The organism is Ruegeria sediminis, assembly GCF_005938215.1.
Lineage (GTDB): Bacteria > Pseudomonadota > Alphaproteobacteria > Rhodobacterales > Rhodobacteraceae > Ruegeria > Ruegeria sediminis.
This window is the reverse complement of record NZ_VCPD01000001.1, coordinates 399,955-412,099: the sequence shown is the minus strand read 5'-3', so window position 1 is coordinate 412,099 and position 12,145 is coordinate 399,955. Positions and strand designations below refer to the sequence as shown.

Genomic DNA, 12,145 nt, shown 5'->3' with positions numbered 1-12,145 from the left:
TTGGAATTGCTGTTTATAGGGCGGGAAAGGCAAGGACCAGCGCGATGACGATGTGGGTGTTCGGATATGGATCACTTCTGTGGAATCCCGGGTTTCCCGTGGCCCGCAGCGAATTGGCGGTGCTGCACGGCTATGCCCGGTCCTTCTGCATGAGTTCGATCCACCATCGCGGCACCGAGGAGAACCCCGGCTTGGTCCTGGCCTTGGACGAGGTTGAGGGCGCGCATTGCAAGGGCCTGGCGATGGCGGTCGAGGGTGGGCACGAAGAGCGGACGCTGGACGAGCTGCGCGAGCGCGAGCTGATCTCGTCGGCCTATCTCGAGCGGATGCTGGACGTGCATCTGGATTGCGGCGAGGTGGTGAACGCGGTGACCTACGTGATCGACCCCCACCACGTACAGTATTGCGGCGGCATGCCGCTGGAAGAGCAGGCCAGCATCATCGCCCGGGCGGTGGGCGGGCGGGGCCCGAACACCGAGTACCTTTACAACACGGCCGAGCACCTGTCGGAAATCGGGCTGCATGACCCGGACCTCGAATGGCTGTCCCGGCGGGTGCGCAGTCTGACGGCATAAACTCTTGGCGTAACCTGCGAAATACCGGTAGGTTTGGGCAAGAGCAGATAATACCAGGAACAAGGCGCATGGCGCAGGCACACCACGAGGCGAGGCCGCTATTCTCGCAACCGATCCGGCAGATCGTGATGATGCTGATCGTGATCGCCCTGTCCAGCGTCGGCGTGTTTCTGGCCCTGCCGCGCGTCATGCCGGTATTCGAGGCGAACCCCTATCTCAACGGTTTCATCCTGCTGGTCTTTGTCGTCGGCGTCTTCGCCTGTTTCTTTCAGGTGGCGCAGCTGATCGGCTCGGTTCGCTGGATCGAGCAGTTCGTCGGCGGGTTCGAGCGAGACGGAACGCGGCCGCCGCAATTGCTGGCGCCGCTGGCGTCGCTGCTGCGCACGCGCGGCGCACGGATGCAGATCAGCTCGACCTCGACCCGGTCGATCCTCGACTCGGTGTCCGAGCGGATCGAGGAAGAGCGCGAGATCACGCGGTACATCACCAACGTCCTGATCTACCTGGGCCTGCTGGGCACCTTCTTTGGCCTGGCGACCACGGTTCCGGCGGTGGTCGACACCATCCGCAGCCTGAACCCGCAGGAGGGCGAAGAAGGGCTTGCCGTGTTCAACCGGCTGATGACCGGGCTCGAAGCGCAGCTTGGCGGCATGGGCGTGGCCTTCGGCTCGTCGCTGCTGGGGCTGGCCGGGTCGCTGATCGTGGGTCTGCTGGAGCTGTTCGCCGGCCACGGCCAGAACCGGTTCTATCGCGAGCTCGAGGAATGGCTGTCGACCATTACCCGTGTCGGCTTTGCCGCGGGCGACGAGGGCAGCGCGGAACTGGCGGTGCTCACGCCGGTTCTCGAGGCGATGTCCGAACAGATGGACGCACTGCAGACGATGTTTTCGTCCACCGAGAAGGGGCAGGTCGAGGTGTCGTCGAAGCTGGGGCATCTGGTCGACGTGATCGGCGAGATGAACCAGCGGCAGGCCGGGAGCGAAGGGGTCACCGCCGCGCTGGACCGGGTGGCGTTGGGGCAGGAAGCCCTGCTTGACCACATGCGCGAGAAGGGCGCGGGCGAGGGGCTGGACGCCGAGAGCCGGATGCGGCTGCGGTCGATGGACGTGCAATTGCTGCGCATTCTCGAAGAGATGTCGGCGGGCCGCCAGGAAAGCATGATCGAGTTCCGCAAGGATATCGACCTGTTGATCAAGGCGCTGTCCTATCCGCGCGGGCCCGCGCGGGCCGCGCCCGACGGAGAATAAGCCATGGCCCTGTCTCGCCGCACCGGTCAACGCTTCCAGGGGTCGGTCTGGCCCGGTTTCGTGGATGCGATGACGGGGCTGTTGATGGTGCTGACCTTCGTTCTGACCATCTTCATGGTGGTGCAGTTCGTGCTGCGCGAGACCATCTCGGGGCAGGAGGACGAGTTGAGCGCGCTGGCGAACGAGGTTTCCGCGCTGGCCACCGCGCTGGGCCTGGAGGAACGCGAGAACAGCCGCCTGCAGGCCCGGCTGGGCGCGCTGAGCGCAACGCTGACCGAGGCCGAGGATGACCTGGCACAGGCGCAGGCGATGATCTCGTCGCTGACCACCGAGCGCGACCGGCAGGCGGCGGCGCTGGATCTGGCGCAGACCCAGATCGCCGAATTCGAGGTGCAGGTTGCCGTGCTGCTGGCCGAGCAGGAACGCAGCCTGGGCGAGATCCGGACGCTCGAGGCCGAGCGCGAGGAACTGGAGGCGGCGCGCGAACAGCTGTTGTCGGAACAGGAGGCGTTGAACCTGGCGCTGGCGCGCAGCCGCGAAGAGATCGACGCGCAGACGGAAGCCGCCCGGCTGGCCGCCGCCCGGCGCGAGGCGCTCGAAGCGCTGGTGGCCGATCTGGAGCGCAGCGGCGAGGAGAACGCGGCGCGGGCCGAGGCGCTGGAACAGCAACTGACCGAGGCGGAAGCCGCGAAGCTTGCCGAATCCGCCGCGGCCAACGCCCTGCGCGAGAGGCTGCGCAACGCGGATGCCGAATTGACGGCGATGACGCTGGCGCTGGAAGCACAGCGGAAGGAGGCCGAAGAGACGCTGACCCTGCTGGCGGCGGCCGAGGCAGCGAAGAAGGAGCTGGAGCGGCGGTTCGGGGAACTCAACGCCGAAGAATTGCAGGAGCAGTTGCAGGCGGCGCTGAGCGCAAGGACCGAAGCCGAAGCCGAAGCCGCGTCGCAGATGACCCTGGCCGAGGAACGCGCCGCCCTGCTGGCCGCGGCGCGCAGCGCCCTGGCGGAGGAAAAGGCGATCTCGGAAGAGGCGCAGCGGCAGGCGGCGCTGCTGAACCAGCAGATCGCCGCCCTGCGCAGCCAGTTGGGATCCTTGCAGGCCCTGCTCGACGACTACAAGGAACGCAACGAGGCCGCCGACATCCAGATCCAGACGCTGGGTCAGGACCTGAACGCGGCGCTGGCGCGCGCGGCCTCGGAAGAGCGCAAACGCCGCCTGCTGGAAGAGGCCGAGCGCAAGCGCCTGGAGGCGGAGGCGGCGGCGCTGGCGGGCCGAACGGAAGAGCTTGCCGCGCGGGCCGAGGATCTGGAACGCTATCGCTCGGAGTTCTTCGGCCGGTTGCGCGACGTTCTGGGGCAGCAGGAAGGCGTGCGGATCGAGGGCGACCGGTTCGTGTTCTCGTCCGAGGTGCTGTTCGACACGGGTTCGGCGGTCCTGTCCGCGGAAGGCCGGCGCGAGGTGGCCAAGGTCGCGGAAATCCTGCGCAGCGTCGCGGCCGACATCCCGCCCGAACTGAACTGGATCATCCGGGTCGACGGCCATACCGACAACATCCCGCTTGGCGGCGGCGGGCGCTATCGGGACAACTGGGAACTCAGCCAGGCGCGGGCCCTGTCGGTCGTGCGCTACATGGTCGATTCACTGGGCATCCCGCCCAACAGACTGGCCGCCAACGGGTTCGGAGAGTTCCAGCCGGTCAACCCGGCGGACACGCCCGAAGCCCGCGCCCAGAACCGTCGGATCGAGTTGAAGCTGACGGAAAAGTAGCCTCTTTTGACAGTCGCCGCAGTGGCGGACTGCGCTGGATTGACGGTCCTGCGGGCGCCGGATCGCGCCCGGTTTCGCTATGGAAGAGTGTCCGGATGGCGTTTCCCGCAAGAGGCGCGGTTCCGGTGCCAAACCGTCAAAATCGGCGCATTTTGGCCGTGCCAGCGCCCTTGGTTTCGCGAACTATCGCCCAAAGCGGGTACGCCCCCATCTCGTCGTTGCATGTGACATTGGGCGAATGAATCTTTCAAAACTACCTGCTCAAATTGAAAAAAAGGAAAAGAAAATGCGGATTTTAGCAAAGTTTCTGACGATCGCGGCAAGCCTGTCTGCTCTTGCTCTGGTTCCGGCTACGGCGATATTCGCGGTTTTCCAGGCTGACACGGCCTATGCTGAAGAAGCCGAGAACGGCGGCGAAGAAGGCCAGAACGGCGGCGAAGAAGGTGAAAACGGCGGCGAAGAAGGCGAGAACGGCGGCGAGGAAGGCGAGAACGGCGGCGAAGAGGGCGAGAACGGCGGCGAAGAGGGCGAGAACGGCGGCGAAGAAGGCACCGAAGGCGGTGAAGAAGGCACCGAAGGCGGTGAAGAAGGCACCGAAGGCGGTGAAGAAGGCACCGAAGGCGGCGAAGAAGGCACCGAAGGCGGTGAAGAAGGCACCGAAGGCAGTGAGGAAGCCGAGAACGGTGGTGAAGAAGCCGAGAACGGCGGTGAAGAAGCCGAGAACGGCGGTGAGGAAGCCGAGAACGGCGGTGAAGAAGCCGAGAACGGCGGTGAGGAAGTCGAGAACGGCGGCGAAGAAACCACTGAAGGCGGCGAAGAAGAAGGTGGCGAAGAAGAAGGTGGTGAAGAAGCCGAAGGTGACGGCGAATTCAACGACAAGTAAAACGCCACGCGCAGGGGGCCAAACCGGCGCTTCGGTTTGGTCCCGGTTTTCGGAAACGCGAATGCGGCAGCCTGAAGAAGGGGGCAACCGAAGACCCTGCACCCACAATCCGAAAGACCTGAATTCGCGCGTTTCCGGACGCGCGATTTCTTTTACCGGGAAAGACGCGGGGCTTGTCCCGGACGCGGACGCGGGGCAGGCCATCCGCCCTCGCGGCGCTACGGCGCAACGTGAAACGCCCGCCGCGTGGATTGCGGCGGGCGTTCCGTTTCTATCGGGTGGCGCGCGTCAGTCCGCCGTCAGAAGCGGAGGCTTGTTGCCCGAAATGCGCCGCTGATCCGGCCCGAGGATCTCGAGGTTGAGCTGGCCGTCCTTGACCGACACCCGGACGATGCCGCCCTTGGCCAGCTTGCCGAACAGCAGTTCCTCGGCCAAAGGCTTCTTGATGTTCTCCTGGATCACGCGGCCCAGCGGACGGGCGCCCATCTTGTCGTCATAACCCTTGTCGGCCAGCCATTCGGCGGCGGCGGGGGTCAGGTCGATGGTCACGCCGCGGTCAAGCAGCTGCGCCTCGAGCTGGAGGACGAATTTCTCGACCACCTGCAGGATGACCTCCTTGGGAAGCGGCGCGAAGGAGATGACCGCGTCCAGACGGTTGCGGAATTCCGGGCTGAACATGCGTTCGATCGCGGCGGTGTCCTCGCCCTCGCGGCGGTCGCGGCCAAAGCCGATGGCGGCCTGGGCCTGTTCCTGCGCGCCCGCGTTCGAGGTCATGATCAGCACCACGTTGCGGAAATTCACGGTGCGGCCGTTGTGGTCGGTCAGCTCGCCGTGGTCCATCACCTGCAACAGGATGTTGAACACGTCCGGATGCGCCTTTTCGATCTCGTCCAGCAGCAGCACGCAATGCGGATGCTGGTCGACGCCATCGGTCAGCAGGCCGCCCTGGTCGAAGCCGACATAGCCCGGCGGCGCGCCGATCAGGCGGCTGACCGCGTGCTTCTCCATGTACTCCGACATGTCGAAGCGCAGCAGTTCAACGCCCAGCGTGTCCGCCAGTTGCTTGGCCACCTCGGTCTTGCCGACGCCGGTGGGGCCGGCGAACAGGTAGTTGCCGATCGGTTTCTCGGGTTCGCGCAGCCCGGCGCGGGCCAGCTTGATGGCGCTGGACAGCGCCTCGATGGCCTCGTCCTGGCCGAACACCACGCGTTTCAGCGAAGCTTCGAGATCCTTCAGCACCTCGGCGTCGTCCTTGCTGACGCTCTTGGGCGGGATGCGGGCGATCTTGGCGACGACCGCCTCGATCTCTTTCACGCCGATGGTCTTGCGGCGCTTGCTTTCCGCGACCAGGTGCTGCGCCGCGCCGGCCTCGTCGATCACGTCGATGGCCTTGTCGGGCAGTTTGCGGTCGTTGATGTAGCGCGCCGACAGCTCCACGGCCGTCTTGATCGCGTCGGCGGTGTACTTGATGTCGTGGTGCTTTTCGAAATAGGGCTTGAGGCCGCGCAGGATCTTGATGCTGTCCTCGACCGTCGGTTCGTTCACGTCGATCTTCTGGAACCGGCGCGACAGGGCGCGGTCCTTTTCGAAGTGCTGGCGGAACTCCTTGTAGGTGGTCGAACCCATGGTGCGCAGCTTGCCGCCCTGCAGCGCGGGCTTCAGCAGGTTCGAGGCGTCCATCGCGCCACCCGAGGTGGCGCCGGCGCCGATCACGGTGTGGATCTCGTCGATGAAGAGCACCGCGTCCGGGTGATCCTCAAGCTCGGTCACGACGGCCTTGAGCCGTTCCTCGAAGTCGCCGCGGTAGCGGGTGCCGGCCAGAAGCGCGCCCATGTCGAGCGCATAGATGGTCGTCTTGGCCAGAACGTCCGGCGCTTCGCCCGAGACGATCTTGTGGGCCAGGCCCTCGGCGATGGCGGTCTTGCCCACGCCGGGATCGCCTACCAGCAGCGGGTTGTTCTTGCGGCGGCGGCACAGCACCTGGATGCAACGCTCGACCTCGTCGGCGCGTCCGATCAGCGGGTCGACATCGCCGGCGCGGGCCTTGGCGTTCAGATCGACGCAATACTTGCCGAGCGCGCTTTCCTTCTGGTCGGCCTCGCCGGCGTTGCTCTGGGCGCCTTCCTCGGCCTGGTCGGCGCCGGTCACCGGGCGGTTCTCGCCATAGGCGGGATCCTTGGCCACGCCATGCGCGATGAAGTTCACCGCGTCGTAGCGGGTCATGTCCTGTTCCTGCAGGAAATAGGCGGCGTTGCTTTCGCGTTCGGCAAAGATCGCTACCAGGACGTTCGCGCCGGTCACTTCGGTCCGGCCCGAGCTTTGGACGTGGATCGCGGCGCGCTGGATCACGCGCTGGAAGGCGGCGGTCGGCACCGCCTCGGAACCGTCGATGTCGGTGACGAGGTTCGCCAGGTCCTCGTCGATGAATTCGATCAGAGTGCCGCGCAACTCTTCGAGGTTGACGCTGCACGCCTTCATGACGCGCACCGCTTCGGGCTCGTCCAGCAGCGCCAGCAGCAGATGCTCCAGCGTCGCGAATTCATGTCGCCGTTCATTCGCCGCCGCGAGGGCCGCGTGAATGGCTTGTTCTAGTGTGCTCGAGAATGAAGGCACGCGTGTGCTCCTCTAGTCTTGGGTCGGGAGGGGGTGGAGTTGCGGTCGGACCCCCAGCCCAACCATGTCCTCATACTTATAGAGTTTGGTTGATCGTCGCGCGGCTTCAAGGGTTTTCTTGCTCTTGACAGTCACATTTCCCGTGACCGTGGCCGTGAAGATCGGTTTTTCGGCCTTCAAAAGCGGTCCTTTCGGGCGCGGATCTCGGCGAAGACCGCGGCCGGGTCGGCGCCGGTCATGCCCAGATTGGCCTGAATTCCGGGCTCGGCGGCGCGCAGGAACGGGTTGGTTGCCTTTTCCAGCGCCAGCGACGACGGCACCGTGGGCTCTCCGGCGGCGCGGGCGCGGGCGATGTCGGCGATGCGCTGTTGCAATGCCGGGTTTTCCGGTTCGATTGTTTCCGCGAACTTGCCGTTCGACTGGGTGTATTCGTGGCCCGAGCAGACGGTCGTATCGTCGGGCAGCGCCGCCAGCTTGCCGAGCGAGGCCCACATCTGCGGCGCGCTGCCTTCGAACAGGCGGCCGCATCCCAGCGCCATCAGGCTGTCGGCGGTGAAGACCGCGCGGCTTTGCGGCATGTAATAGGCGACATGGCCCAGCGTGTGCCCGGACACGTCGAAAACCTGCACCGGCTCGCCGCCCACCTCGAACGTGTCGCCCTCGGCGACCTGGATGTCGAGCGGCGGCAGGCGATGCGCGTCGGCCGCCGCGCCGACCACCTGCGCGGGGTGCTGCGCCAGGATCGCGGCCAGCCCGTCCACGTGGTCGTAGTGGTGATGGGTCAGAAGCACGTGGCTCAGTCGCCAGCCGCGCGCCGAAAGCTCGGCGAGGATCGGGGCCGCCTCGGGCGCGTCCACCAAGGCCGTCTCCCCGGTTTCGGCGGAATGCGCCAGAAACGCGTAATTGTCGCTGAGGCAGGGGATCGTGACGATCTCGAGAGGCATGGCGTTTTGCCCTTTCATTGCTAGACTGCCCCCAGCTAAGCTGATCGGGCAGGTATCCGCAATGCATCTCGATGTGCAGGATCTGAGGAATTTCTACTACCGCAGCACGCTCGGGCGCGCGGCACAGGCCGCGATCCGCGGTCGCCTGCTGGACATCTGGCCCGAGGCGAAGGGGCAGACCGTTGCCGGCTTTGGTTTCGCGGTCCCGCTGCTGCGCCCCTATCTGGCCGACGCGCGGCGGGTGATCGGCGTGATGCCGGGCCCGCAGGGGGTGATGCCCTGGCCCGCGGGAATGCCCAATGTCTCGGTCCTGAGCGAAGAGACCAACTGGCCCGTGGAAACGGGACATGTCGACAAGCTGGTGGTGATGCACGGCCTGGAAACCTCGGAGCGGCCCAGCCAGCTTCTGGACGAGTGCTGGCGGGTGCTGGGGCCGGGCGGCAAGGCCATCTTCATCGTTCCCAACCGGGCGGGGCTGTGGTCGCGCTCGGACAAGACGCCGTTCGGCTTCGGGCGGCCCTACACGCTGGGGCAGCTGGAGACGCAGCTCAAGATCCACCATTTCCTGCCCGAGAACCATTGCTCGGCGCTGTACCTGCCGCCGTCCTTCCGGCGGTTCTGGCTGAAATCGGGCAGCCTGATCGAAAAGGCCGGCCAGCGCATACCGACGATCATGGCCGGGGGCGTTCTGATGGTCGAGGTCAGCAAACGGGTGAATCCGCCCAGCGGCAACGTGGCCAAGGACGCGCCGCGCCGCCCGGCGAAAGTGCTGGACGGCCTGCTGAAACCGGTGTGAGCGGGCGGGGGGCTGGACTTATCGCGATTGCCAGTCCGTCCCGCCTTGCGTGAATTCCGTCACAGGAATCGCAAAAACCTGCAAATCCGTAACATTTTTCAACGCAGCAATGGGGTCCAAAGGGTCGCAGTTGCCGTAACGCCCTGAAAAGCTTGGATTTGTGGATAACACTGTTACCGCTATAGTATATTGCGAGGTTGGATATGCTCTGCTACATCCCCGGTGATTTTGATGCCCTGCCGCCAAGGCGGGGTTTCTTCACGCCCCCGGGGAAGCCTTTGCTACGCGAATTCGGGGCCTAAAGTATCGGAAGGGTGGACGTGTCCGAACCAGCTTCGATTTCCGCAGGCATCGCCGAGCGCTATGCCACCGCGATCTTCGAGATCGCAAAAGACAACAAAGACCTTGCCGGCCTGGAAGCAGGCATCAACGATCTGGCCGCCGCCCTGGACGAAAGCGCCGATCTTCGCCAGCTGATCGCCTCGCCGCTGATCTCGCGCTCGGGGCAGGAGGCCGCAATCACCGCAATCGCAGACAAGATGGGCCTGAACGCCCTGCTGCGCAATTCGCTGGGACTGATGGCGCAGAAGCGCCGCCTGTTCGTCGTCCCGCAACTGATCAAGGTGCTGCGCGGGATGCTGGCGGACGAGCGCGGCGAAGTGACCGCGGATGTCGCGTCGGCCAAGGCGCTGACCAAGACCCAGATGGACAAACTGGCCAAGACGCTCAGCGAGCGTGTGGGCAAAACCGTGACTATCAATGCGACCGTCGATGAAAGCCTCATTGGCGGTCTTGTCGTTAAAGTGGGCTCGAAGATGATCGACAGCTCGATCCGCTCCAAGCTCAACTCCCTCAAGAATGCAATGAAAGAGGTCGGATAAATGGGAATCCAAGCTGCAGAGATTTCTGCAATCCTGAAGGACCAGATCAAGAATTTTGGTCAGGAAGCCGAGGTGGCCGAAATCGGTCGCGTGCTGAGCGTCGGTGACGGGATTGCCCGTGTATATGGCCTCGACAACGTGCAGGCCGGTGAAATGGTCGAGTTTCCCGGCGGCATCATGGGCATGGCGCTGAACCTGGAAAGCGACAACGTCGGCGTCGTGATCTTCGGGTCCGACCGGGACATCAAGGAAGGCGACACCGTCAAGCGCACCAACGCCATCGTGGACGTTCCGATCGGTGACGAGCTGCTGGGCCGCGTCGTTGACGGCCTGGGCAACCCGATTGACGGCAAGGGCCCGATCAATGCCACCAAGCGTGGCGTGGCCGACGTCAAGGCGCCCGGCATCATCCCGCGCAAGTCGGTGCACGAGCCGATGGCGACCGGCCTGAAATCGGTCGACGCGATGATCCCGATCGGCCGCGGCCAGCGCGAGCTGATCATCGGCGACCGTCAGACCGGCAAGACCGCCGTTGCCCTGGACACCATCCTGAACCAGAAGGTGTACAACGAGGCCGCAGGCGACGACGAGTCCAAGAAGCTGTACTGCGTCTACGTGGCAATCGGTCAGAAGCGTTCGACCGTGGCCCAGCTGGTGAAGAAACTGGAAGAGTCCGGGGCCATCGACTATTCGATCGTTGTGGCCGCAACCGCGTCCGACCCGGCGCCGATGCAGTTCCTGGCCCCCTATGCGGCGACCGCGATGGCCGAATACTTCCGTGACAACGGCCGCCACGCGCTGATCATCTATGATGACCTGTCCAAACAGGCTGTGTCGTACCGCCAGATGTCGCTGCTGCTGCGCCGTCCGCCGGGACGAGAAGCCTATCCGGGCGACGTTTTCTACCTGCACTCCCGCCTGCTGGAGCGTTCGGCGAAACTGAACGAGGATTTCGGCGCCGGTTCGCTGACCGCTCTGCCGGTCATCGAAACCCAGGGCGGCGACGTGTCGGCCTTTATTCCGACCAACGTGATCTCGATCACCGACGGCCAGATCTTCCTGGAAACCGAACTGTTCTACCAGGGCATCCGCCCCGCCGTGAACACCGGTCTGTCGGTTTCGCGCGTGGGCTCGTCGGCCCAGACCAACGCGATGAAGTCGGTCGCAGGCCCGGTGAAACTGGAACTGGCGCAGTACCGCGAAATGGCGGCCTTTGCGCAGTTCGGTTCCGACCTCGACGCCGCAACCCAGCAGCTGCTGAACCGTGGCGCCCGTCTGACCGAGCTGATGAAGCAGCCGCAGTACTCGCCGCTGACCAACGCCGAGATCGTCTGCGTCATCTTCGCCGGCACCAACGGCTACCTGGACAAGATCAAGGTATCGGAGGTGGGCCGCTACGAATCCGGTCTGCTGGCGCATCTGCGCGGCAAGCACGCCGACCTGCTCAAGTGGATCACCGACGAGGATCCGAAGATCAAGGGTGAGGCTGCAGACAGGGTCAAGGCTGCGCTGGACGAATACGCCGCCACCTTCGCTTAAGGAGATGCGGCAATGCCAAGTCTTAAGGACCTAAAAAACAGGATCGAGTCGGTCAAATCGACCCGCAAGATCACCAAAGCGATGCAGATGGTCGCGGCGGCAAAACTGCGCCGCGCCCAGGAAGCTGCCGAGAACGCCCGCCCCTATGCCGAGCAGTTCAATGCCGTGATGGCGGGGCTGGCGGCTTCGGTCGGGGACAGCGACAGCGCCCCGAAACTGCTTCGCGGCACGGGCAGCGACCAGGTTCAGCTGCTGATCGTGATGACGGCCGAACGCGGGCTTTGCGGCGGGTTCAACTCGAACATCGCCAAGCTGGCGCGCGCCAAGGCGGACGAACTGTCCGCCAAGGGCAAGACGGTCAAGATCATCACCGTCGGCAAGAAGGGCCGCGACGCGCTGAAGCGTGAATACAGCAATCTGTTCGTGGGGCACATCGACCTGAGCGACGTCAAGCGCATCGGCTATGCCAATGCGCAGGACATCGCCAAGGACATCCTGACCCGGTTCGACGGTGAAGAGTTCGACGTCGCGACGATCTTCTACGCGAAGTTCCAGAACGTCGTCACCCAGATCCCGACGGCGCAGCAGATCATCCCGGCCTCCTTCGAGGAAGTCGAGGAGGACACCGGGGGCGCGGTGTATGACTACGAGCCCGGCGAAGAGCGGATCCTGGCCGACCTGCTGCCCCGCGGCGTGGCGACCCAGATCTTCTCGGCCCTGCTGGAGAATGGCGCATCCGAACAGGGTGCCCGGATGAGCGCGATGGACAACGCGACCCGCAACGCGGGCGAGATGATCGAAAAGCTGACCATCCAGTTCAACCGCTCGCGTCAGGCCGTGATCACCAACGAGCTGATTGAAATTATTTCCGGCGCCGAAGCGCTGTAAGAAAACCGGAGA

General features: G+C 64.7%; 10 protein-coding genes. 8 read left to right on the top strand and 2 right to left on the bottom strand.

The window, feature by feature from the left end; translation table 11 throughout:
- Nucleotides 1-44: 44 nt before the first annotated feature.
- The 4 genes from FGK63_RS02240 (at nucleotide 45) to FGK63_RS02225 (ending at nucleotide 4,472) form a co-directional block, all read left to right on the top strand.
- Nucleotides 45-575: a gamma-glutamylcyclotransferase gene (locus tag FGK63_RS02240; RefSeq protein ID WP_138839972.1), complete on the top strand. Its 531-nt coding sequence runs from the start codon at nucleotides 45-47 to the stop codon at nucleotides 573-575.
- A 68-nt stretch (nucleotides 576-643) separates the two neighbouring features.
- The gene (locus FGK63_RS02235) at nucleotides 644-1,822 is read left to right on the top strand and encodes a biopolymer transporter ExbB (RefSeq protein WP_138839971.1); all 1,179 of its coding nucleotides are present in this window, start codon (nucleotides 644-646) and stop codon (nucleotides 1,820-1,822) included.
- A 3-nt stretch (nucleotides 1,823-1,825) separates the two neighbouring features.
- The gene (locus tag FGK63_RS02230) at nucleotides 1,826-3,589 is read left to right on the top strand and encodes a peptidoglycan -binding protein (RefSeq protein WP_138839970.1); all 1,764 of its coding nucleotides are present in this window, start codon (nucleotides 1,826-1,828) and stop codon (nucleotides 3,587-3,589) included.
- A gap of 79 nt (nucleotides 3,590-3,668) precedes the next feature.
- A complete protein-coding gene (locus FGK63_RS02225; protein ID WP_138839969.1) occupies nucleotides 3,669-4,472 on the top strand; it encodes a hypothetical protein in 804 nt (267 codons plus the stop codon).
- Between the two features lie 288 nt (nucleotides 4,473-4,760).
- On the opposite strand, the gene clpA is transcribed toward FGK63_RS02225, so the two are convergent.
- Together clpA and gloB are read right to left on the bottom strand one after the other, a co-directional pair.
- Nucleotides 4,761-7,085, bottom strand: coding sequence for an ATP-dependent Clp protease ATP-binding subunit ClpA (clpA, locus tag FGK63_RS02220; protein WP_138839968.1), 2,325 nt, complete (start codon nucleotides 7,083-7,085; stop codon nucleotides 4,761-4,763).
- Nucleotides 7,086-7,261: 176 nt separating this feature from the next.
- On the bottom strand, nucleotides 7,262-8,029 hold the full coding sequence (gene gloB / locus FGK63_RS02215) for a hydroxyacylglutathione hydrolase (RefSeq protein WP_171052546.1): 768 nt from the start codon (nucleotides 8,027-8,029) through the stop codon (nucleotides 7,262-7,264).
- 61 nt (nucleotides 8,030-8,090) lie between these two features.
- On the opposite strand from gloB, the gene FGK63_RS02210 reads away from it, so the two are divergent.
- The 4 genes from FGK63_RS02210 to FGK63_RS02195 all read left to right on the top strand — a co-directional run bounded on the left by FGK63_RS02210 (nucleotide 8,091) and on the right by FGK63_RS02195 (nucleotide 12,133).
- Nucleotides 8,091-8,825 carry a class I SAM-dependent methyltransferase gene (locus tag FGK63_RS02210; protein WP_138839966.1) on the top strand — a complete coding sequence of 245 codons (735 nt, stop codon included), beginning with the start codon at nucleotides 8,091-8,093 and terminating at the stop codon, nucleotides 8,823-8,825.
- Between the two features lie 320 nt (nucleotides 8,826-9,145).
- Nucleotides 9,146-9,706 carry a F0F1 ATP synthase subunit delta gene (locus FGK63_RS02205; RefSeq protein ID WP_138839965.1) on the top strand — a complete coding sequence of 187 codons (561 nt, stop codon included), beginning with the start codon at nucleotides 9,146-9,148 and terminating at the stop codon, nucleotides 9,704-9,706.
- Complete coding sequence (gene atpA, locus FGK63_RS02200) at nucleotides 9,707-11,245, top strand: F0F1 ATP synthase subunit alpha (protein ID WP_138839964.1); 1,539 nt, start codon at nucleotides 9,707-9,709, stop codon at nucleotides 11,243-11,245. It abuts the gene before it with no gap.
- Nucleotides 11,246-11,257: 12 nt separating this feature from the next.
- Nucleotides 11,258-12,133 carry a F0F1 ATP synthase subunit gamma gene (locus tag FGK63_RS02195; protein ID WP_138839963.1) on the top strand — a complete coding sequence of 292 codons (876 nt, stop codon included), beginning with the start codon at nucleotides 11,258-11,260 and terminating at the stop codon, nucleotides 12,131-12,133.
- Nucleotides 12,134-12,145 lie beyond the last annotated feature (12 nt).

Coding starts and splice junctions, on each gene's coding strand:
- FGK63_RS02195 (WP_138839963.1), top strand. CDS start 11,258: ATGCCAAGTCTTAAGGACCTAAAAAACAGGATCGAGTCGGTCAAATCG.
- FGK63_RS02235 (WP_138839971.1), top strand. CDS start 644: ATGGCGCAGGCACACCACGAGGCGAGGCCGCTATTCTCGCAACCGATC.
- atpA (WP_138839964.1), top strand. CDS start 9,707: ATGGGAATCCAAGCTGCAGAGATTTCTGCAATCCTGAAGGACCAGATC.
- FGK63_RS02230 (WP_138839970.1), top strand. CDS start 1,826: ATGGCCCTGTCTCGCCGCACCGGTCAACGCTTCCAGGGGTCGGTCTGG.
- gloB (WP_171052546.1), bottom strand. CDS start 8,029: ATGCCTCTCGAGATCGTCACGATCCCCTGCCTCAGCGACAATTACGCG.
- FGK63_RS02210 (WP_138839966.1), top strand. CDS start 8,091: ATGCATCTCGATGTGCAGGATCTGAGGAATTTCTACTACCGCAGCACG.
- FGK63_RS02225 (WP_138839969.1), top strand. CDS start 3,669: ATGGAAGAGTGTCCGGATGGCGTTTCCCGCAAGAGGCGCGGTTCCGGT.
- FGK63_RS02240 (WP_138839972.1), top strand. CDS start 45: ATGACGATGTGGGTGTTCGGATATGGATCACTTCTGTGGAATCCCGGG.